This window comes from Nonomuraea sp. bgisy101, from assembly GCF_057708945.1.
This window is the reverse complement of record NZ_JBYITD010000014.1, coordinates 111,586-132,878: the sequence shown is the minus strand read 5'-3', so window position 1 is coordinate 132,878 and position 21,293 is coordinate 111,586. Positions and strand designations below refer to the sequence as shown.

The window sequence follows — 21,293 nt, the reverse complement described above, 5'->3', positions numbered from 1 at the left end:
TAACTAAGCTTTCCCTAAGCTAAACCTCGGAGGCGGGGTGCGTCACCTACCGCGTCTTGAGCCACCGCGAGACGAACATCGCGGCCACGGCGACGCCGCCGATGATCAGCGCCCACTTCAGGAGGGTGAGGGCGAAGCCCAGGATCGGGCCGAGGAGCATGAGACCGACAATGACGAGGGCGATGATGAGAAGGATGCGTGCCATGTGGTCAACGCTAGGCTCCCGCGGCCCTCGCGGTCAGGTTCCTGAGGCGAATCAGGGACAAGTCAGGGGGACCCTCTCAGGGTCAGGAACCCCTCTGGACATGTCATGCGTTGACCCGGTAAATGAGGTGCGGGGGTCCACACTTCGACGGGGGAACGTTGATGCAACCGGCCGGGCCGCCGATGAGCGGGGAGGGCGCCGACCACGCCCTGCGTACGCGTGGCGAGGAGCGTGACCGCATCTCGGGCGATCTGCTCGATCTGGAGTCCCACACCTCGTTCCAGCTGCTCAAGGGCGCCGCGTTACGCGGCAGGACGCTGACCGCGTGGGCCTCGGCCCAGGAGGCCATGACGCGCGTCTGGACCCTGTACGACGCCTACCGCGGGGTGCTGCGCCAGGCCGAGGAGGTCAGGGCCCGACGCGCCCGCCCCGGGCCCGCCGAGCTGGAGGAGCTGACGTTCCTTCTCATGGGCCCCTCCGTACGGCCGGCGGCCGAGGCCGAGCCGGTCGAGCGGCGGTCGTTACGCCCCTCGCCCGCTGACGGCCTCAGCCTCGACGAGACCGTGACCCGGATGGACGAGGCGTTCCGCTCGGTGGGCGAGACCCTGACGGAGATCGACGCGGCGTGGACGGCGTTCCTGCCCGCGATGGAGTCGGCGGCGGCCCGCCTCGACGAGATCACCCGCCTCACCGCCGACCTCGGCGAGCCGCCCCCCGCTCCTGGACACGCGGCCGAACTGGCCCGCCTCCGCTCCACCGCCACCGCCGACCCCCTCGACTTCCCCGTCGCCGACCTCGACAGGCTCGGCGCGACGCTCGACTCCCGGCTGACCGACCTCTCCCGCGCCGACGCCCTCAGACGTTCGTACGGCCCCAGGCACGCCGCCCTGACCGACTTGATCGCCCTCGTCAGGACGGCGGAGGCGGAGGCGCGCAGAACCCACCTGCTGGTCTCGGTCAAGATCCTCCTTCCTTCCTCGGCCGGGCCGCGCCCCGCGAGCGACCGTCTCGCCGCCGACGCCGCCGCCCTTCCTCCGGCGGGCCTCGCCGCCGCCGACGCCGCCGCCACTCCTCCGGTGGGCCTCGCCGGCGGCGGATGGGTGGAGCGGGCCAGACGGCTGTCGAGCGTGGAGGCCGCGGCCCGGGAGGCGCTGAACCGCGCGAGGACCACGACCTCCGCCCTGCTCGGGCTGATGGCCCGCAGGGACGAGTTACGCGGACGGCTGCTGGCCACGCAGTCCAAGGCCGTCCGCGTCGGCCTCGCCGAGGACCCCGAGAGCGCCCGCCGTTTCACGCGGGCCCACGAGCTGCTGTGGACCGCCCCGTGCGACCTCAACCAGGCGGCGGACGCGGTGGAGCACTATCAGGACGCGATCCACGGAGGGCGCCGATGACCAGGTGCGCGCAGCCAGGCTGCACGGGCACGATCGATGACGGCTACTGCGACTTCTGTGGCCATGCCGAGAGCCCACCGGTCCCGCTGCCGGCGGGCGGCGGCTCCGCGGCCTCCGCCCCGAGTGCGTCCACCGCCTGGTCCGGTGGCGGGCCGTCGGGCGGCGGGCCGTCCGGCTCCATGCCCTCCGGCGCGGCGTCGTCCGGCTCGGTGTCGTCGGGCGCGACGTCGTCCGGCTCCGTGTCGTCGGGCAGCAGGTCGACCTCCGCCAGGCGGTCGAAGGGCGTGCTCGGGCACGGCCTGGTCGACGTGCCGCCGACGCCGTACCGGGATCCGGCCGACGCCGTCATGGACGACCCCGAGGTGCCGGAGGACAAACGGTTCTGCTCGGCGTGCGGCAGGCCGGTGGGGCGCAGCAGGGAGGGCGTGCCGGGCCGCACCGAGGGATTCTGCCCTCACGACGGCACCCCCTACAGCTTCACCCCCAAACTCGCTCCCGGCGCGCTGGTCGCGGGGCAGTACCGGGTGCTCGGCTGCCTGGCGCACGGCGGGCTCGGCTGGATCTACCTGGCCGCGGACGAGAACCTCGACGGTCGATGGGTGGTGCTGAAGGGCCTGCTCAACGCCGCCGACACCGAGGCCCTCGCGGCGGCGGAGGCCGAGCGGAAGTTCCTGACGACCGTGGACCACCCCAACATCGTCAAGATCTTCAACTTCCAGCGGCACGAGGGCGCCGGCTACATCGTCATGGAGTACGTCGGCGGCCCGTCCCTGCAGGACCTGCTCAAACAGCGGCTGCGCGAGGGGAAGGCACTGCCGCTGCGCCAGACGATCCCCTACGCGCTGGAGATGCTCAAGGCCTTCGACTACCTGCACGAGAACGGTCTCGTCTACTGCGACCTGAAACCGGCCAACGTCATCCAGGTGAGGCAGCAGCTCAAGCTCATCGACCTGGGCGCCGTCCAGCGCATCGGCGCGCGCACCGGCAGTTCGTACGTCACGGCCGGCTACCACGCTCCCGAGATCGCCGCGTCCGGACCCTCGGTCACCTCCGACCTCTACACGGTGGCGCGGACGCTGGCCGTGCTGAGCCATCCTTTCAGCCCCGCGCGGGGCGGCGTGGAGGAGCCGCTGCCGGGGCCGGAGGCGTGGGGGAACGAGTCCTTCCACCGCTTCCTCGTCCGCTCGACACATCCCAAGCCCGGCCTGCGCTTCCCCGACGCCGCCGACATGGCCGAGCAGCTCACGGGGGTGCTGAGGGAAATCCGCGCGGCGGAGGACGGCGTGCCGTACCCGAGCCAGTCGGCGGTCTTCGGGCCCGAGCGGGTCGCGGAGGGCGTCACCGGCGTGTTCGAGCCGCTCGATCCGAAGGCGGCCGCGGCGGCGCTGCCGGTGCCGCTGGTCGATCCCGCCGACCCTGCGGCAGGACTGCTGCCCGGGCTGATCGCGCGCGACCCGCGAGAGCTGCTCAGCAGGGTGTCCGCGCTGCCCGCCACCACCGAGACGCTGCTGACCAAGGCGAGGGTGGTGGCCGAGCACGATCTCAGCGACGGTTTCCTCGACGAGGCGGCGCGGACGCTCCACGGCGACTGGCGGGTGACCTGGTACCAGGCGGTGCGGACGCTGGTGTCGGGAAAGCCGGACCTGGCGCTGTTCGACCGTTGCTTCGGTCTGCTGCCCGGCGAGCCGGCCGTCAAGCTGGCGCTGGGCTTCGCGCACGAGCAGGCGGGCGACCACGTGACCGCCGCCCGCTGGTACGCCACGGTGTGGCGCACCGACCGCGGCTACGTGAGCGCCGCGTTCGGCCTGGCCAGGTCCAAGCTGGCGGCAGGCAGGATCAACGACGCCGCGGCCGCCCTCGACCAGGTGCCCGCCTCGTCGAGCCAGCACGTGACCGCGCAGACCTCGCTGGTGGCGCTCGCCGCGCGGCGTCCGGCCGCCGAACTCGCGCCCGCCGAACTGATCGCCGCCGGCGAACGGCTCGACCAGCTCAAGCACCTGGAAGGGCGACGCAGGGGCGAGCTGGCGGCCGAGCTCCTGGAGGCCGCGCTCACCTGGCTGGCGGCTGCCGCGCCCCCGCCCACCCATGCCACGACGCTGCTCGGCGCGCCGCTCACCCAGCGGGGCGTGCGTGTCAGGCTGGAAGGCGTCTACCGGGACCTGGCCAGAGCCGCGGCCACCAGGCAGGAAAGACACGACCTCGTCGACCGCGCCAACGCGGTCCGGCCGAGGACGTGGCTGTGAACTGCCCGGCGTGCGGGGCCTCCGTGCTCCCCAACCACGCCTTCTGCGAGCAGTGCGGCTCCCCGCTGGGCCCGCCCGCCTCCTGTACGGCCTGCGGCGGCGAGATCGCCGACGGCTACTGCGCCGAGTGCGGCCTGCGCGCCCCTGCCGCCACCGACCATGTCGAGCTCGTCCTCGACTCGGGCGCCGCTGGCGCCAGTGACAGGGGCCTGCGCCACAGCCGCAACCAGGACGCGATGGCGCTGGGCGAGGCCGAAGGGCGGGTCATCGCCGTGGTCTGCGACGGCGTGTCCCAGTCGCCGCGCCCGGAGACCGCCTCGACGCTGGCCGCGCAGACCGGGGTCGCGATCCTGGCCGAGGAGCTCAAGGCGGGCTCCGGCCAGGAGACGGCCACCAGGGCGGCGTACGCGCGGGCCGCCCGCGCCGTCGCCGAACTCGGCACCTCCGCCGACGACGCCCCCGCCTGCACCTACGTGTCGGCGGTGGCGGGGCCCGAGCTGGTCACGGTCGGCTGGGTCGGGGACAGCCGCGCCTACTGGCTGCCGGACGACGGGACCGCGGTCCTGCTGACCGACGACGACGTCGCCACGGCGGGAGTGCTGACGGCGTGGCTGGGCGCGGACGCCAGGAACGCGGGCTGCCGCGCGATCGGCTTCGTGCCCGACGCGCCGGGCCTGCTCATGGTGTGCACGGACGGGCTGTGGGGCTATCTCGACGACCCCGTCTCCTTCCGCGCCGCCGTACCCATCGACGGGGCGCGGGCGCTCGTGCACCACGCGCTCGCCTCCGGTGGTCGCGACAACATCACCGTCGTTCTGATACCGGTCAGGAGAGCGTCTTGAGCGATTTCACGCTGCACATCGACCAGAACAAGGACCTGCCGCTCGGTGGCAGGGAGGTGCACGCCATTCTCACCGTCGCCGCCACGGCGGCGCCCTCCGTGCCGGCCGAGGCGGCCGAAGTGATCATCATCGACACGTCGGGATCGATGTCCGGCAGCAAGATCAGGGAGGCCAGGCAGGCGGCGAAGGCCGCCGTCGACGCGCTGCGCGAAGGGGTGGAGTTCGCGGTGATCGCGGGAGACACCTCGGCCCGCATGATCTACCCGCGGGGGAGGAAGCTCGCCACGGCGAACCACAGCACGCGCGGCAACGCCAAGACCGCCATCGGCAACCTGGACGCCAACGGCGGCACCTCGATGGGGCAGTGGCTGCGGCTGGCCGCCGACCTGCTGGAGAGCAGGCCAGGCGCCATCAAGCACGCGCTGCTCATGACCGACGGGCAGAACAACGAGGGCGACGAGGCCTTCGCCAGGGCGCTGAAGCACTGCGAAGGCAGGTTCGTCTGCGACAGCCTCGGCGTGGGCGCCGACTGGGTGCCTGCGGAGCTTCGTAAGGTCTCCGAGGCGCTGCTCGGCACGTTCGACTACGTGCGCGACCAGAAGGACCTGGCCGCCTTCTTCACCAGGATCACCGAGGCGTCGATGGGCAAGACGCTGGCCGAGCTCGCGCTGCGCGTGTGGATTCCCAAGGACGCCACGCTGAAGTTCGTCAAACAGGTCTCGCCGACCCTGCTCGACCTGACGGGCAAGCGGGTCGCGGTCAACCCGCTGACCGGCGACTACCCGACGGGGTCGTGGGGCGAGGAGGAGCGGGAGTACCACCTGTGCGTGGAGGTGCCGCCGTCCGGGCTCGACCAGGAGATCAGGGCGGCGTGGATCAAGCTGGTACGGCCGGACACCGGCGACGTGCTGGCCAGCGGCAACGTCCTGGCGCACTGGACGGACGACCTCGCCGCCTCGACCCGGATCAACAAGAAGGTGGCGCACTACACGGGCCAGGCGGAGCTGCACGAGCTGATCCAGGAGGGGCTGAGCGCCCGCGCGGCGGGTGACACGGCGACCGCGACGGCCAGGCTGGCCAAGGCCAAGCAGCTCGCCGACTCCTCCGGGCGGGAGGACACGGCCAGGCTGCTGGACAAGGTGGTGGAGGTCGACCCGGGCACCGGCACGGCCAGGCTGCGCACCCGCGTGGACAAGGCGGACGAGATCGAGCTGGACACGGGGTCCACGCGGACCAGCCAGCTGCGGCAGGAGGGCTGAGATGCCGGTGACGTGTCCCAACGGGCACGCGTCCGAGGACCCGGAGTACTGCGACGTGTGCGGCGCCCAGCTGGCGCCGTCGAGCGCTCACGCGCCCTCCGGCCCGCCCGCGCCCGCCGGCCCCTCTCCCGGGCTCCCCGGTCCGCCTCCGGGCCACCAGGGCGCGGCTGAGGCCTCCGGCGCCCCAGGGGTCACCGGTTCCGGTGCCGCCACCGGCTCTCCCGGCTCGTCCGGCTCGTCCGGTTCCTCTGGGGAGGTGTGCCCGATCTGCCAGACCCCGAGGAGCGGCCGGTTCTGCGAGGTCGACGGGCACGACTTCGAGTCCCCGCTGCCCGACCCCGTCGCCCCCGTGCTGTGGGAGGCCGTGGTCGGAGCCGACCGCGCCTACTTCGACGAGGTCATCGCCCTGAACGGCCCCGACGCCCGCGCCATGGTCTTCCCTCCCTACTGCCCCGAGCGCGCCTATCCGCTGATCGGCAAGCAGGTGCGCATCGGCCGCTCCAGCCGTACGCGCGGCACCTTCCCCGAGATCGACCTGGGCGCGCCCCCCGCCGACCCGGGGATCTCGCACCTGCACGCCGTCCTCATGGCCGGGGCCGACGGCGCGTGGACGCTCGTCGATCCGGGCTCGGCGAACGGCACCCGCGTCAACGGCGAGTCCCTCCAGGTCAACGTGCCCGTGCCGGTCACCCAGGGCGACACGATCCACCTCGGCGCCTGGACGGTCATCACGCTGCGCGAGAACGCGTCATGATGTTCCTGGCCCGCCGTACGGTGCCGGGGCGGATCAAGGTGATCTCCGCGGTCACCGTCGCCTCTCTCACGCTGCTGTTCTCCACCCTCGCCTACGGCACCGCCGCGGCCAGGGAGGGGCTGAGGGTGATCGGGCTCGACGCGGGGCCGCAGGTGGTGGCGACCGCGGGGCTCTACATGGGGCTCAGCGACATGGACGCCCAGGTGGCCGACGCCCTGCTGCTCGGCGACCGGCGCCAGGACGCGCTGGCCCGCTACGACCAGCGGCGCAAGGAGGTCGGGGCGGCGCTCCTGCAGGCGCACAGCCTGGCGGGCGCCGACCCCGCCGAACGCCGCACGATCGCCTCGGTGCTCGACGGTCTCGGCCGCTACGAGCGCCTCGCCTCCGAGGCCCTCCTCCTGAGCTCGCTGTCCGCCGCCCCGGCGGGGTCGGACGGCTCCACGTCCTCGGCCCCGGGATCCTCGGGCGCGGACGACAAGGCGCTTGCCGCCTACCGGCAGGCGACCGACCTCATGACGCGAGAGCTGCTCCCCCAGGCCTACAACCTGACCCTGGAGAGCGGCACCATCGTCAGGCACGCCTACGAGGACGGCCACGCCACCGTGGTCGCCGTCCGCCTGGTCGCCCTCCTCAGCGGCGCGCTCGCGCTCGGCTGCCTGGTCTGGCTCCAGGTGTATCTGGCCCGCAGGTTCCGCCGGGTCTTCGGGCCCGCGCTGCTGGCCGCCAGCCTGGCGACGGCCGCGTGCGCCATCACGGGCGCGGTCGTGCTGGAGCAGGAGGCCTCCGCCCTGGTGACCGCCAAGCGTGACGGCTTCGACTCGGTCCTGACCCTCGCCAGAGCGCGGGCGATCAGCAACAGCCTGCACGCCGACCAGAGCCGCTACCTGCTCGACAGCGTGCGCGCCGACACCTACCAGCACACCTTCTTCGACAAGTCGCAGTCGCTCGTCTACGTCGCCGCCGAGAACCTGCCCGCCTACCAGCGCGCCGTCGGCGCGCTGAAGAACACCCGGTTCCTCGGCATGCTGAGGGGGCGCGACGTCGCCGCCTCCTGGCAGCGCTTCCAGCAGGCCGACCAGGCCCTGCGCGCCCAGTCGGGCGCGGCGGCGACCGCCGCCCTGACCGGCCCTGTGCGCGCGGCCTTCGACGACTACGACGCCACGCTGGTACGGCTCGGCCAACGACACGAGACCACCTTCGCCAACGCGATCGCCGACGGCGGCACGGGGCTGCGCGGGCTGTGGGTGCTGCTGCCGATCGGGATCCTCGTCATCGCGGCGGGCGTCTTCGCAGGAGTGTGGCCACGGCTGAAGGAGTACCGGTGAAGAAGGTGCGCATGCTGACCCTCCGCGTGCCGGCCGTCCTGGCGTGCGCGCTCGTCCTGGCCGCTTCGGGCGGGTGCGGCTCGGGCGACGCCTCGTCGATCGTCGGCAAGGAGACGCTCGTCATCGGTGTCCGGCCCGACCTGCCCGCGATCGGCTTCAGAAAGGACGGCCGGTTCGAGGGGTTCGACGTCGACGTGGCCACCTACGTCGCGCGCAAGCTCGGCGCCACCCCCACCTTCGTGCCCGCGCTGGCCGCCGACAGGGAGCGGCTCCTGCTCGAAGGCAAGGCCGATCTGGTGCTGGCCACCTTCTCCATCACGCAGGAGCGGAAGACACGAGTGGCCTTCGCCGGCCCCTACCACCTGTCGTACCAGGACATCCTGGTGCGTGACGGCACCACGGGCATCGCCAACGTGCGCGACCTCGCGGGGCGGAAGATCTGCGAGGTGCAGGGGTCGAACGCGGCCCAGCGGGTGATCGACGAGCGGCAGATCCCCGCGTCCGTGGTGCCCGTGGCGACCTACGACCAGTGCATGACGAAGCTGAAGTCAGGCCAGATCGACGCGATCACGACGAACGATGTGATCCTTGCCGGGCTGGCCGCGCGCGAGGGCGGCGGCGTGCGGCTGGTGAACACCCAGTTCAACGAGCAGCGCACGGGGGTGGGGATGCGCAGGGGCGACGTGGACGGGTGCGAGGCGGTCAACCGCGCCATCACCGACATGTACCAGGACGGGACGGCGGGCAGGCTGCTGCGCAAGTGGTTCGCGAAGTCGGGGCTGACGATCGGCACGGTGTCGGTGCCGCAGTTCGAGGGCTGCTCCTGACCGCCTGCCGAACGGGATGGGGAACGACGGCAGGAGCCCCGGGAGAGGTCTCCCGGGGCTCCTGCGACCGATCGACGGACGGCTAGTCCAGGTAGTCGCGCAGCATCTGGGCGCGGGTCGGGTGACGCAGCTTGGCGAGCGTCTTCGACTCGATCTGGCGGATGCGCTCCCGCGTGACGCCGAACTCCCTGCCGACCTCCTCCAGCGTCCTCGGATGCCCGTCGGCCAGTCCGAAGCGCAGCTGGATGATGCGCTGCTCCCGCTCGGACAGCGTGGCGAGGATGTCGTCGAGCTGGTCCTGCAGCATGATGAACGCGGCCGCCTCCATGGGAACCACGGCGTCCGCGTCCTCGATGAAGTCACCGAGGTCGGAGTCCTCCTCGCCGATCGGCGACTGCAGCGACACCGGCTCCTGCGCGATCCGCTGGATCTCCACCACCCGGTCGACGGGCAGGTCCATCTCGAGCGCGATCTCCTCGGGCGCGGGCTCACGCCCCAGGTCCTGGTGGAGCTGGCGCTGCACCCGAACCAGTTTGTTGATCGTTTCCACCATGTGCACGGGAATTCGAATCGTGCGCGCCTGGTCGGCAATGGCCCGGGTGATCGCCTGGCGAATCCACCACGTCGCATAGGTGGAGAACTTGTAGCCCTTGGTGTAGTCGAATTTCTCGACCGCGCGGATGAGACCGAGATTGCCCTCCTGGATCAGGTCGAGGAAGAGCATGCCGCGCCCGACATACCGTTTCGCTATGGAGACCACGAGCCTGAGGTTGGCCTCGATCAGGCGCTGTTTGGCCCGCGTGCCCTGCCAGACCAGCTCCCTGAACTCCGGGAAGGCCAGCCTGGCGATCCCGTTGGTCAGCTTGTCCTCGGCGAACAGCCCGGCCTCGATGGACTTGGCGAGTTCCACCTCCTCCTCTGCGGTGAGCAGCGGGACCCGGCCGATCTCGCGCAGGTAGATGCGGACCAGATCGCTGGTCGGCGCCCGCTTGCCTACGTCCTCCTCATCAGGGCGTGGGGTCTCCTCGTCGCCCTGCGGCTCGAGGACCTCCACCCCGTTCTCGGCGAGCATCCGCACGACGCGCTCCAGCGCGTCGGACGGCAGCTCGGAGCGGTCGAGCGCGGCGGCTACGTCATCGACGGTTACGCTTCCGCGCTCTCTTCCTTTCGCGACGAGGTCCGCCACCTGGTCTACCGATGGCGGCCCACTTGGCAGCACCGATGCACCCACGGGACACAGTCTGCAGTATTGCTTCCATAAAATGGCAGACCCATTTTTGTCACTCGAGGTAAGATCTGCATCATTACCGAATCGAGATCTTATTAATGTTTGGCAAGAGTTTGATCAGGAAAGAAAAGCCAATTACGCGATCGAGTTCGCAATGTCGGCGACCGGACGCGACTCGAGGCTGCCCGTGAACGGCTTCCCGAATGGCGTGAGCGCGGACGCGCGCGAGCCGTCCCGCGAGCCGGGCGTCAGCTCCCGACGGCGCGTTCCCTGAGCGCCTTGCGCTGCCGTTCGAGCCCCAGCAGCTCGCCGAACAGCCGCCGGTGCTCCTCGGGCTCCTCCACCGGGTTCAGCCGCTGCAGCCTCGACTTCACCTGCGCGATCGCCCGGTCGACCGCGATGCCCTCGACGGCCGCCAGCAACTCCGTGCCGTAGCGCTGCTCGACCTCGGCGTCGGCCTTGATGGCCTCGACGGCGAACTTGGTGACCAGGCCGCGCGCCGCCTCGTCGGGCGCGTGCTCCAGCAGCCGGTCCACCCACTCCCTGCCGCCGGGCCCGCCCGCCACGGCGCCGCCGGCCGCCACGATGACGGCGTGGATCGCGACGTGCTCGGGCGTGGTGAACGCCTCGGCCTCCAGCGCGTCGAAGCGCGGCCCCACCAGGGCGGGCCGTTGCACGGCCAGCTTGAGCAGCTCGCCTTCCACGCGCACGTGCGGCTCGACGAGCGCCACCTTGGGCGCGCGCTGCTGCCTGGCCACCTGCGCGCCGCCGACCTCGGCGATGCGCTGGATGACGAACCGCTCGTCCATGAAGCCGAGCCACCTGTCGAGGTCGATCGCGTAGCGCTTGCGCAGCCCCGTGTCCTTGATGCCGGCGACGATCGGCGCCGCCGCGTCCAGCGCGGCGATCTTGCCCTCGTTGGTGCGCAGGTCGTAACGGGAGATCGTGCTGCGGATGGCGAACTGGAACAGCGGCTCCCTGCTGGCCACCAGGTCACGCACGGCGGCGTCGCCCTGCTTGACCCGCAGGTCGCACGGGTCGAGCCCGTCGGCCTGCACCGCGACGTAGGTCTGCGTGACGAACTTCTGCTCGTCGGCGAACGCCCTCAACGCGGCCTTCTGGCCCGCCGCGTCGCCGTCGAAGGTGAAGATCACCTCGCCGGTGGCCGAGGACTGGTCGAGCAGGAACCGGCGCAGGATCTTGATGTGCTCCTCGCCGAAGGAGGTGCCGCAGGTGGCCACCGCGGTCGGCACGCCCGCCAGATAGCAGGCCATCACGTCGGTGTAGCCCTCGACGATCACCGCCTGGGAGCGCTTGGAGATCTCCCGCTTGGCCAGGTCGATGCCGTAGAGGACCTGCGACTTCTTGTACAGCGGCGACTCGGGCGTGTTGAGGTACTTGGGGCCGTCGTCGCTGTCGAGGAGCTTGCGCGCGCCGAACCCGATCACGTCGCCCGTCGCGTCGCGGATCGGCCAGATGAGCCGCCCGCGGAAGCGGTCGATGGGGCCGCGCCTGCCTTCCTTGGCCAGGCCGCCCTTGACGATCTCCTGCGCGGTGAAGCCCCTGCCGAGCAGGTGGCGGGTCAGCGCCTCCCACTCGTTCGGGGAGTAGCCGACGCCGAACAGCTCCGCGTCGGCCCGCTCGAAGCCGCGCTCGGACAGGAACCTGCGCCCCGGCGCAGCCTCCGGGGAGAACAGCCGCTCGAGGTAGAACTCCGCGGCCGCCTTGTGCGCCTCGATCAGCCTGGCCCGCTCGCCCTGGTCGCGCTTGGGGACGTAGCCGCCCTGCTCGTACTGCAACTGCACGCCTGCCCGCTGCGCCAGCCGCTCGACCGACTCGTGGAAGGACAGGTGCTCGATCTTCTCGACGAACGTGATGACGTCGCCGCCCTCGCCGCAGCCGAAGCAGTTACCCGTCAGAAGGTTGTCTTCCAGGACGAACGCATGCCCGTGGTCGACCGTCGCGCAGAAGACCTCTTCCACCCGGTCCGTAGTCTCGACTGACTCGACCGTCCAGCCACGGCGCGCGAGGCTCTTCGACGCTCCGGCGAACCGCGTGCGGTGGTGGTCGAGGAGGAAGAAACTCTCGGTCAGGTCCTCGTTGACGAAGTGGACGCGGAAGATCGAGCTCGGCTCCCTGCCCGAGAAGCCCTCGCGCACCTGTTCGGTCACTCCGTAGGTGCCGATGCCGAGGCGGGTGCAGACGGCACGCACGAACTCCAGGGCGTCGCGGCTCGCGCAGTTGAGCATGACCGTGCCGTCTTCGGCGACATGACCATCGGCCGCCACATATCCGGCGAGCCAGCCGTACATGTACGAGACGGATTCGTCGAGCGGCGGCAATTCCTTGAAGAATCTGGGCAGGTCATGTACCAGGAGCTGCTTCCGCTCCCCCGAACCGCCCTCGGTCACGAAGCTGTGCGGGAACCACTTGAGGAGCTGGGCGTCCTTGAGGCTGTCGAGCGTGGCCCTGCTGCCCGTGCCCGCCCGCGTGCCGTCGCCGAAGGTGATCCCGTGGGCGATGCCGAACGGCGACGGTCTGGTCCGCTTGACCCGGCTGCCGGGGAAGACGGTGACGAGGCGCTGCTGGGGCTTGAGGTCCTGGGTGACGACCTCGGCGCGCTTGTCGCGCTTCTTGCCCGACTTTACGAACCAGCGGTGCTCGGGAGTGGCGTAAATCTCCTTCTTCAGCCCGTTTCTGCTGACCACCAGGCGCATGAGGGGTTGCACGCCGAAGGACTTGAAGGGGGCGTCCACCCAGGTGCCGTCGGCCGCGAGGATCCGGTGGACCCCACCGGCGAGCTCGCCGATCGGGCGCACACCCTCCCAGGTGAGGACGCGGGTCTCCGCCGCAAGACAGAAGTACATCCCGCGTTCGGGGGTGACGTTGAAGGACGGGCTCTTCTCGTCGTGAAACGGGCACAGGCCCTTGAGGTTTCCGCCGCCCGCGTTGCGGAGCTGGATGTGCTCACCGATCACGTCGGCGATCGGGGAACGCTCGCGTACGAGCGCGATGTCGACGTCACGGATCCTGCCTGCCACGCGGCGAGTCTAGTCGCGCCGTCCGACACTTTCGCCGGGCCGGGGCAGGTATCGGCGGGCGATCCCCGCCGCTCGGGCGCGGTGGCCGTCGTGGGGCTCGGCGCGGGGCCCGCCGTACCGGATCGAGGGGTCGGGACCGCACACGGACGGACGGATAAGTGGAAACCGGTCGTGACCGCTCTCCGGGTCCGTTAGAAAGGTAAAGGTTGTCGTTGGATACTGTGACACGGGTGGAGATCATGCGATCGGGGCGTCTCAGTGCAGTCGTGGTCGGCGTCCTGCTGACCGGAGGGTGCGCGCACGCCACAGGCGTCGCGGGCGTCAGCATGAAGGCCCCGGCCGAGGCCGTGGCGCTCACCCCCGCCCCCTCGGGCAGCCCCAGCACCGACGAGCAGTCGAGCGTGCAGCGCCCGGCGGCCGCCGATCCCGTCAAGGTGCCGCCGCCCCAGGTGTCCCAGTACAAGTACGCCTTTCCCGTCAAGGGCTGCAAGGCGACCTACCAGCGCAAGCTGCTCATCCTCCCCAAGACGACGATCTGGGCCGCCAAGGGCTGCACCTTCATCGCGCCCATCGACGGCGTCGTCGACGAGATCAGCACCGGCGACCGCTGGTCGGCCTCCACCGACCGCGGCGCCGACCGCGAGGGCAGGTTCGTCTCGATCATCGGCGAGGACGGCGTCCGCTACCTCGGCGGCCACCTCGACTCCGTCGCCGCGAACCTCAAGCCGGGCTCGAAGGTGAAGGCGGGGCAGAAGCTCGGCCAGGTCGGCAACTCGGGCAACGCCCGCGCCACCGCGCCGAACCTCTACTTCGCGATCTCGTGGAAGACCGGCCCCGCCTTCTGGTGGGTACGGCGGGGCATGGTCGAGCCGTGGGACTACCTGGACGCGTGGCTGAAGGGCAACCGGACGCTCTCCCCCAAGGAGGAGACGTTCAGGCTGCGCGGCAAGGTCGGCGAGACGCCCGCCTGCACGACGCTCTGCGCCGGCCGGTCGGCGACCCCGCCGGAGAAGGAAGAGGAGGAGACGAAGAAGCCGCCCAGGAAGAAGCCGGCCACGCCGTCGCCGTCCCCGAGCCCGTCGCTCATCGACACCTCAACGCTGTAGCGGCCCGCCGGAGCGGATGAGGTTCTGGATGTCGCCGACGACGTCCCAGATGTTGACGTTCATGCCCGCGATGACCGAGCCCTCCCGCAGCCAGTAGGCGATGAACTCCAGGCCCTTGCCCTTGACGAAGACCTCGTCGTAGCCGTGGGTGTCGCCGGAGAACTCCATCCCGAGCTCGAACTGGTCGGTGTAGAAGTACGGCACGCGGTCGTAGACGACCTCCTGGCCGAGCATCGACCTGGCCGCCGCGGGGCCGCCGTTGAGCGCGTTGGCCCAGTGCTCGACGCGCAGCCACCTGTCGTAGATCGGGTTGTAGGTCTCGGCGACGTCGCCCGCCGCGTGGACGTCGGGGTGCGAGGTGCGCAGGGCGGCGTCGGTGACGATGCCCTCGCGCACCTCCAGGCCCGCCTCCCTGGCCAGCTCCACGTCGGGCGCGGCGCCGATGCCCGCGACGACCAGGTCGGCGGCCAGCACCTCGCCCGAGTTCAGCCGCACGCCGTCGCCGGTCACCTCCTCGGCCGCGATCCCGAGCCGCAGGTCGACGCCGTGACCGCGGTGGAGGTCGGCGAAGATCCCGCCGACCTCGGGGCCCATCACCTTGAACAGCGGGGTGGGCTCGGGTTCCACGACGGTGACCTCGCAGCCTGCCGTACGGGCCGCCGCCGCGGTCTCCAGCCCGATCCAGCCCGCGCCGACGATCACCACCCTGCCGCCCTCGGCGAAGCGCTCCTTGAGCGCCTCGCTGTCGCCCACGGTCCTCAGGTACCGCACGGGCCCCTGTCCCGGTAGGCGGCGCGGGCTGGCGCCGGTGGCGATGAGCAGCTTGTCGTACGGCTGCCGGGAGTCGTCGGCGAGGGTGACCTCGTGGCCGTCGAGGTCGATGTTCGTGACGGTGCTGCCGAGCCGCAGGTCGACCCGGTTGCCGGTGTACCACTCAGGCGGGTGGACGAAGATCTTCTCCCGCTCGCTCTTGCCTTGGAGATAGCCCTTGGACAGCGGCGGCCGCTCGTAGGGGCGCTCGTCCTCCGCCCCGATGAGCACGATCTCGCCGTCGAAGCCCTCATCCCGCAGCGTCTGCGCCGCCTTGGCTCCTGCGAGCCCGGCGCCGACGATCACAAATGTTGCCATGTTCTGGAGTATCGTCCTTCGGCGCCGTCATCGCAGGCCCGACGCTCGGAGGCGGCCCGTCGAAACCCGCGCCCTCGACCACGGGGACGCGTGACGCCGCCGGTGCAGGCGCCAGGAGCGGTGCGGCCCGAGGCCGGTCAGCCGGAGAGGCGGCGGTGCCAGGCCACGGCCGAGGTGTCGGTCAGAGAGGCGATCTGGTCGATCACCACGCGCACCCGGGCCGCGTCGTCCTTCGCCTCCACGAAAGCGGGCCTGAACGCCGGTTCGAGCGTGTGCGGCGCCCCGAGCGTGATCAGCGAGGCCAGCTCGGAGATCAGCTCCCGCTGCCTGGCCTGGTTGGCGTGGTGGTCCTCGGTCGTCATGACGTAGTGCGCGGTCACCCCCTTGAGCAGCGCGCACTCCAGCCTCGTCGCCCGCGGCACCACCAGGTCGGCGCGGTGCCGGTAACCGAACGCCTCCTTGGTCGCCGCCTGCGCCGACCGGCAGAACCGGCCGATCAGCCCGCTGGTCAGCGCCTTCAGCCCGGCCAGGTCGGCGAGCGTGGCCTCGAAGCGGCGCGGCCACAGGGGGAAGCCGAGCAACCGGTCGAACGCCTCCTCGAGCTCGGCGTCCGTGGCGTCCGGGACGTACCAGACGCGCGTCAGCCCGGTGACGGCCGCGCGCTCGGCCCTGGACCTGAGCGCCTCGGGGGTCACGTGGCCCGAGTGCAGCGCGTCCTCCAGGTCGTGCACGGAGTAGGCGACGTCGTCGGCCCAGTCCATGATCTGCGCCTCGAAGCTCACCCGCCTTGCGGGCGCGCCGTCCCTGATCCACTCGAAGACCGGCAGGTCGTCGTCGTACACCCCGAACTTTCCCGCGCCGCCGCGCGGCCACGGGTACTTCACCGCGGCGTCGAGAGAGGCCCGGGTCAGGTTGAGCCCCGCGCTGCCGCCGTCCTCCGTCAGCACCTTGGCCTCGAGCCTGGTGAGCAGGCGCAGGCTCTGGGCGTTGCCCTCGAACCCGCCGCAGCCGGCGGCGAGCTCGTCGAGCGCGCTCTCGCCGTTGTGCCCGAACGGAGGGTGGCCGAGGTCGTGGGCCAGGCACGCCGTTTCCACCAGGTCGGGGTCGACGCCGAGCGTGGCGCCCATCTCCCTGCCGACCTGGGCGCATTCCAGCGAATGGGTGAGCCTGGTGCGCGGGATGTGCTGGCCGACGCCGAGCGTCTCGCCGGGGCCCACCACCTGCGTCTTGGCCGCGAGCCTGCGCAGGGCCGAGCTGTGCAGGACCCTGGCCCTGTCGCGCTCGAACGCGCCCCGATCGGGGTTGCCGGAGGGCTCCGGAACCCATCGCTCCTGGTCATGGTCGGTGTATTGGCCCATAAGTGCTGTGAGTTTACCCATCAGGACAGCGCTGGATCACGACGACCCCGCGTCTCGCCAGGTGGCAGGACAGGCTCCGGCGCGTGATCGCGCCTTCGCGCGGGCAGGCGCATGGCCGGCGGTCAACATTCCAGTCAGGTCCGGCCAAAAGACGGTATATGGCCCTATAAGGTCATCCGCGTGACCACCGCGTTCCGTGCCGTGCTGGCCTTCACCCTGCTGGCCGGCTTCTACGTGCTCGTCGGCCTGATCCTGGCCGGTGCCGTCTTCTTCGACGTCTACCTCTTCCTCGACTTCCACACCGCGGGACTCAAGTTCGCGATCGTGCTGACCCTGGCCGCCGGCGCGCTGGTGCGGGCGCTGTGGATGGTCAGCCGCAGGAAACGGGGCGAGGAGCCCGGACTGGCCGTCGCGCGGGAGCAGGAACCCGAGCTGTGGCGGACCGTCGAGGAACTGGCGCAGCGCGTCAAGACCGCGCCGCCGGACGAGATCAGACTGGTCGGCGAGGTCAACGCCGCCGTCTCCGAGGACACCCGTCTCCTCGGCCTCGTGGCGTCCAGGCGGCGCATGTACATCGGGTTGCCGCTGCTGCAGACGCTCACGGTCGACGAGATGCGGGCCGTACTCGGGCACGAGCTCGGTCACTACAGCGGCGCGCACACCCGCCTCGGCGCGCCCGTCTACCGGGGCAGGGTGGCGCTGATCGCGGCCGTGCAGGGGCTCGGCAACCACCCGTTCGTGCAGCGGCTCTTCTCCTACTACGCCAAGCTCTACCTGCGGGTCTCCCAGGCGGTCTCCCGCCGCCAGGAGCTGGAGGCCGACTCGTTCGCCGTCGCGATCGCGGGCAGGGCGGCGATGGCGGGCGCGCTCAGGAAGATCCACGGCACCGCGCAGGCGTGGGAGCTGTTCATGGAGCGCTACATGGCGATGGCGGGCCTGGCGGGCAACAGGCCGTCCTCGGTGTTCGGCGGCTTCCGCGCGCTCATGGGCGATCCGGTACGGCAGGCCGAGCTGGCCGCGCTCGCCGAGCAGCCGGAGGAGACCTCACCGTACGACTCGCACCCGAGCCTGGCCGAGCGCCTTGCCGCGATCGACGCGCTGCCCGAGCCCGCCCACGTCCCCGATCCGCGCCCGGCCACGGCGCTCCTGCAGGACGCGTCGGTGGCCGCGCAGGCCGTCGAGCACTCGTTCTGGACCCAGGAGGCGCTCACCACCCTGCGTCCCGTCTCGTGGGAGGACCTGGTGGCCTACGGCATGTACGCGATGCGCAACGAGGAGGCGCTGCGCGACCTGGCCGTGGCGGGACAGCGGGTGATGGGGGCGGGCATGCCGTACCTCGACGCGGCCTTCGAGGCGCTGGCGCGCGGGCAGCACGCGGCGCTGGAGGCCGAGCTGCGCGGGCTCGGCTGGAACACCTCCGAGAAGCTGCTGGCGGGCGTGGTGGGTCAGGCGCTCGAGGCGACGCTCATCCAGCACGGGCAGGCGCGGTGGACGCTCTCGTGGTCGGGCCCCGCCAAGCTGCTGTTCGGGGACGGCGAGGAGGTGCTGGTGACGGAGTACGCCGCCCAGGTGGTCGCCGACCCTTCGGGCGTTCCCGGCATGCGCTCGTGGCTGGCCGGGCTGGGCGTGCAGCCCGACTTCGTCCCGGCCTGACCGGTGACCTGCGCGGATCTCACGTCCGTCCATGACCGTGCCGCCGGTCCCGTCGCTGGCCCGGCGGCACGGTGACTCGACGCTGACTCAGCGGGTGTCGGAGGAGTCGCCGGTCAGCGCCGCGCGGCCTGCTTCCAGACGCGCCACGGGGATGCGGAACGGCGAGCAGGACACGTAGTCGAGCCCCGCCTCGTGGCAGAAGTGGACGGAGTCGGGGTCGCCGCCGTGCTCGCCGCAGATGCCGAGCTTGAGGTCGGGCTTGGTCTTCCTTCCCTCCTCAGCCGCGATCTTGACGAGGCGGCCGACGCCGTCCCTGTCGAGGGTCTCGAACGGCGAGACGCCGAAGATGCCCATCTCCAGGTAGCGGGAGAAGAACGCCGCCTCGACGTCGTCGCGGGAGAAGCCCCACGTCATCTGGGTCAGGTCGTTGGTGCCGAAGGAGAAGAACTGCGCGGCCTCGGCGACCTGGCCCGCGGTGAGCGCGGCCCTCGGCGTCTCGATCATGGTGCCGATGAGCGCGTCGACGCCCGCCTCCTTGAGGATCGCGACGGCTTCCTCGCGGACCGCCTCCAGCTCCTGCACGGCGGCGACCAGCGGGATCATGATCTCCGGCTTGGCCCCGGGTACCGCGCGGGCCGCGTCGGCGATGGCTCTGACCTGCATGGCGAACAGGCCGGGGATGACGAGGCCGAGCCGTACCCCTCGCAGGCCGAGCATCGGGTTCTGCTCGTGCAGCCGCTTGACGGCGGCCAGCAGCGTGCGGTCCTTGTCGGAGGCGTCGCCCGTCGCGACCTTGATCGACAGGTTCACGAGGTCGGGCAGGAACTCGTGCAGCGGAGGGTCGATGAGGCGGATCGTCACCGGCCGCCCGTCCATGGCCTCGAAGATGCCGGTGAAGTCGGCCTTCTGCAGGGGTTCGAGCGCGTCCAGCGCGGCCTGGCGCTCGTCGGCGTCGCCCGCCAGGACGAGGTCCTCGACGAGCTGCCTGCGGTCGCCGAGGAACATGTGCTCCGTACGGCACAGCCCGATCCCCTCGGCCCCGAAGCGCACGGCCCGGGCGGAGTCCTCGGGGGTGTCGGCGTTGGCCCGCACGCCGAGCCTGCGCACCTCGTCGGCGTGCCGCATGAGCCGGTCGACCGCCCGGACCAGCTCGTCGTCCGGCGCGTTGCCCTCGAAGTACTCGACGACGGCCGAGTCGACCACCGGCACCTCACCGAGGAAGACCTCGCCCGTGCTGCCGTCGATGGAGATGACGTCGCCCTCGCCGACGGTGACCCCGCCGGGCGCGGTGAAGCGGCGCTCGCCGGTGAAGACCTCCAGCTCCTCGGCCCCGCACACGCAGGTCTTGCCCATGCCGCGGGCGACGACGGCGGCGTGCGAGGTCTTGCCTCCGCGCGAGGTCAGCACGCCCCTGGCGGCGATCATGCCCGACAGGTCGTCGGGGTTGGTCTCGCGCCTGACCAGGATCACGTCCTCGCCGGCGGCGGCCAGCTCCACGGCCCGCTCGGAGGAGAAGACGGCCTTGCCGACGGCGGCGCCAGGAGAGGCGTTCATGCCCTTGGTGATGAGCTTGCGGTCGCCGTCGGCGGCGAACCTGGGGAACATCAGCTGGGCGAGCTGGTCGCCGCTGACCCTGCCCACGGCCTCGTCGAGGGTGATGAGGCCCTGGTCGACGAGCTGCGTGGCGATGCGGAACGCCGCGGCGGCGGTCCGCTTGCCCACGCGCGTCTGCAGCATCCACAGCTTGCCGCGCTCGATCGTGAACTCGATGTCGCACAGGTCGCGGTAGTGGTTCTCGAGCTTCTCCATGATCTGCATCAGCTCGTCGAAGGAGTTGCCGTCGATGCGCTCGAGCTCCTGCAGCGGGATGGTGTTGCGGATGCCCGCGACGACGTCCTCGCCCTGGGCGTTCTGGAGGTAGTCGCCGTAGATGCCCTGCTGGCCGGAGCCGGGGTCGCGGGTGAAGGCGACGCCGGTGCCCGAGTCCTCGCCGAGGTTGCCGAAGACCATGGCCACGATGTTCACCGCGGTGCCGAGGTCGGCGGGGATGCGCTCCTGACGGCGGTAGAGGATGGCGCGGGGAGCGTTCCACGAGTCGAAGACCGCCATGACGGCCAGTCGCATCTGCTCGCGCGGGTCGGAGGGGAAGTCCTTGCCCGTCTGCTCGCGCACGATGCCCTTGTACGTCTCGACCAGGCCCTGCAGTTCCTCGGCCGACAGGTCGGTGTCCTGGCGGGAGCCCTTGAGCGACTCGAGGGCGTGCTCGAACAGCTCGCCGTCGATGCCCTGGACGGTCTTGCCGAACATCTGGATGAGCCTGCGGTAGGAGTCCCACGCGAAGCGGTCGTTGCCGCCTGCCTGCTTGGCCAGACCGTGGACGGATTCGTCGTTGAGGCCGATGTTCAGGACCGTCTCCATCATGCCCGGCATGGAGAACTTGGCGCCTGAGCGCACGCTGACCAGCAACGGGTCGTCGGCCTGTCCGAGCTTCCTTCCCATGGCGGACTCCAGCGCCCCCAGGTGCTCGGCGACCTCCGCCTCGAGCCCGTCAGGGACCGCGCCCTCCGCCAGATAGTGGCGGCACGCCTGAGAGGTGATCGTGAATCCAGGGGGGACGGGCAGGCCGAGATTCGTCATCTCAGCCAGATTGGCGCCCTTTCCCCCGAGAAGATCCTTGAGATCCTTGTTGCCCTCGGTGAAGTCGTAAACGTACTTGGCCACCACAACTCCTTTGCGAACGCCTCCGTTCCGGACTCTACCGATACAGAACAGCTTGAAACTGCACTAGTCGGTTAAGTCGATGTTTCCCCTGCTCAGGGTACATGTACCGGTCTAATCCAATGGAAATTAATTGGTTTATACCAATTGGTGTAAACCAATTTCCGTAACGCAGTAGGCGGACATGACAACGGCGCCGGAGGTGATCTCCG

Annotated in this window: 15 protein-coding genes; 9 read left to right on the top strand and 6 right to left on the bottom strand. The window is 70.9% G+C overall.

Features of this window, described 5'->3' with window-relative positions:
* Positions 1-46 precede the first annotated feature (46 nt).
* Entirely contained in the window at positions 47-205 is a 159-nt protein-coding gene (locus AC3EO4_RS26270; RefSeq protein WP_358138514.1) for a hypothetical protein, read from the bottom strand.
* Between the two features lie 161 nt (positions 206-366).
* Here AC3EO4_RS26270 and AC3EO4_RS26265 point away from each other — a divergent pair, with 161 nt between their 5' ends.
* From AC3EO4_RS26265 to AC3EO4_RS26235, 7 genes are read left to right on the top strand one after another with little or no spacing between them, the layout of a single operon-like run.
* Positions 367-1,599 carry a hypothetical protein gene (locus tag AC3EO4_RS26265; RefSeq protein ID WP_431898338.1) on the top strand — a complete coding sequence of 411 codons (1,233 nt, stop codon included), beginning with the start codon at positions 367-369 and terminating at the stop codon, positions 1,597-1,599.
* On the top strand, positions 1,596-3,842 hold the full coding sequence (locus AC3EO4_RS26260) for a tetratricopeptide repeat protein (protein ID WP_379580889.1): 2,247 nt from the start codon (positions 1,596-1,598) through the stop codon (positions 3,840-3,842). Before AC3EO4_RS26265 ends, AC3EO4_RS26260 begins: the two co-directional genes overlap by 4 nt.
* Entirely contained in the window at positions 3,839-4,684 is an 846-nt protein-coding gene (locus tag AC3EO4_RS26255; protein WP_379580890.1) for a PP2C family protein-serine/threonine phosphatase, read from the top strand. Before AC3EO4_RS26260 ends, AC3EO4_RS26255 begins: the two co-directional genes overlap by 4 nt.
* Positions 4,681-5,943, top strand: a complete 1,263-nt coding sequence (locus AC3EO4_RS26250) for a vWA domain-containing protein (RefSeq protein WP_431898337.1) — start codon at positions 4,681-4,683, stop codon at positions 5,941-5,943. The genes AC3EO4_RS26255 and AC3EO4_RS26250 overlap by 4 nt, the downstream gene beginning before the upstream one ends.
* Position 5,944: 1 nt before the next feature.
* Positions 5,945-6,697: an FHA domain-containing protein gene (locus tag AC3EO4_RS26245; RefSeq protein ID WP_431898336.1), complete on the top strand. Its 753-nt coding sequence runs from the start codon at positions 5,945-5,947 to the stop codon at positions 6,695-6,697.
* Positions 6,694-8,022 (top strand): hypothetical protein, encoded by a 1,329-nt coding sequence (locus AC3EO4_RS26240; protein ID WP_431898335.1) that lies wholly within the window; start codon positions 6,694-6,696, stop codon positions 8,020-8,022. Before AC3EO4_RS26245 ends, AC3EO4_RS26240 begins: the two co-directional genes overlap by 4 nt.
* Entirely contained in the window at positions 8,019-8,849 is an 831-nt protein-coding gene (locus AC3EO4_RS26235) for a glutamate ABC transporter substrate-binding protein (RefSeq protein ID WP_379580894.1), read from the top strand. The genes AC3EO4_RS26240 and AC3EO4_RS26235 overlap by 4 nt, the downstream gene beginning before the upstream one ends.
* 82 nt (positions 8,850-8,931) lie before the next feature.
* Here AC3EO4_RS26235 and rpoD read toward each other — a convergent pair whose 3' ends face one another.
* Both rpoD and dnaG read right to left on the bottom strand, forming a co-directional pair.
* The gene (rpoD, locus tag AC3EO4_RS26230) at positions 8,932-10,035 is read right to left on the bottom strand and encodes an RNA polymerase sigma factor RpoD (protein WP_379580895.1); all 1,104 of its coding nucleotides are present in this window, start codon (positions 10,033-10,035) and stop codon (positions 8,932-8,934) included.
* A gap of 290 nt (positions 10,036-10,325) precedes the next feature.
* Positions 10,326-13,118, bottom strand: coding sequence for a DNA primase (gene dnaG, locus AC3EO4_RS26225; RefSeq protein ID WP_431898334.1), 2,793 nt, complete (start codon positions 13,116-13,118; stop codon positions 10,326-10,328).
* A 239-nt stretch (positions 13,119-13,357) separates the two neighbouring features.
* Here dnaG and AC3EO4_RS26220 point away from each other — a divergent pair, with 239 nt between their 5' ends.
* On the top strand, positions 13,358-14,224 hold the full coding sequence (locus AC3EO4_RS26220) for a M23 family metallopeptidase (protein WP_379580924.1): 867 nt from the start codon (positions 13,358-13,360) through the stop codon (positions 14,222-14,224).
* Here the strand turns inward: AC3EO4_RS26220 and AC3EO4_RS26215 are convergent.
* Positions 14,213-15,352 carry an NAD(P)/FAD-dependent oxidoreductase gene (locus AC3EO4_RS26215; RefSeq protein ID WP_379580897.1) on the bottom strand — a complete coding sequence of 380 codons (1,140 nt, stop codon included), beginning with the start codon at positions 15,350-15,352 and terminating at the stop codon, positions 14,213-14,215. The two genes, AC3EO4_RS26220 and AC3EO4_RS26215, sit on opposite strands and share 12 nt — an antisense overlap.
* Before the next feature lie 137 nt (positions 15,353-15,489).
* Positions 15,490-16,710 carry a deoxyguanosinetriphosphate triphosphohydrolase gene (locus tag AC3EO4_RS26210; RefSeq protein WP_379580898.1) on the bottom strand — a complete coding sequence of 407 codons (1,221 nt, stop codon included), beginning with the start codon at positions 16,708-16,710 and terminating at the stop codon, positions 15,490-15,492.
* Positions 16,711-16,890: 180 nt separating this feature from the next.
* Here AC3EO4_RS26210 and AC3EO4_RS26205 point away from each other — a divergent pair, with 180 nt between their 5' ends.
* The gene (locus AC3EO4_RS26205; protein ID WP_431898333.1) at positions 16,891-18,363 is read left to right on the top strand and encodes a M48 family metallopeptidase; all 1,473 of its coding nucleotides are present in this window, start codon (positions 16,891-16,893) and stop codon (positions 18,361-18,363) included.
* Between the two features lie 87 nt (positions 18,364-18,450).
* On the opposite strand, the gene ppdK is transcribed toward AC3EO4_RS26205, so the two are convergent.
* Positions 18,451-21,084 (bottom strand): pyruvate, phosphate dikinase, encoded by a 2,634-nt coding sequence (ppdK, locus tag AC3EO4_RS26200; RefSeq protein ID WP_379580900.1) that lies wholly within the window; start codon positions 21,082-21,084, stop codon positions 18,451-18,453.
* Positions 21,085-21,293 lie beyond the last annotated feature (209 nt).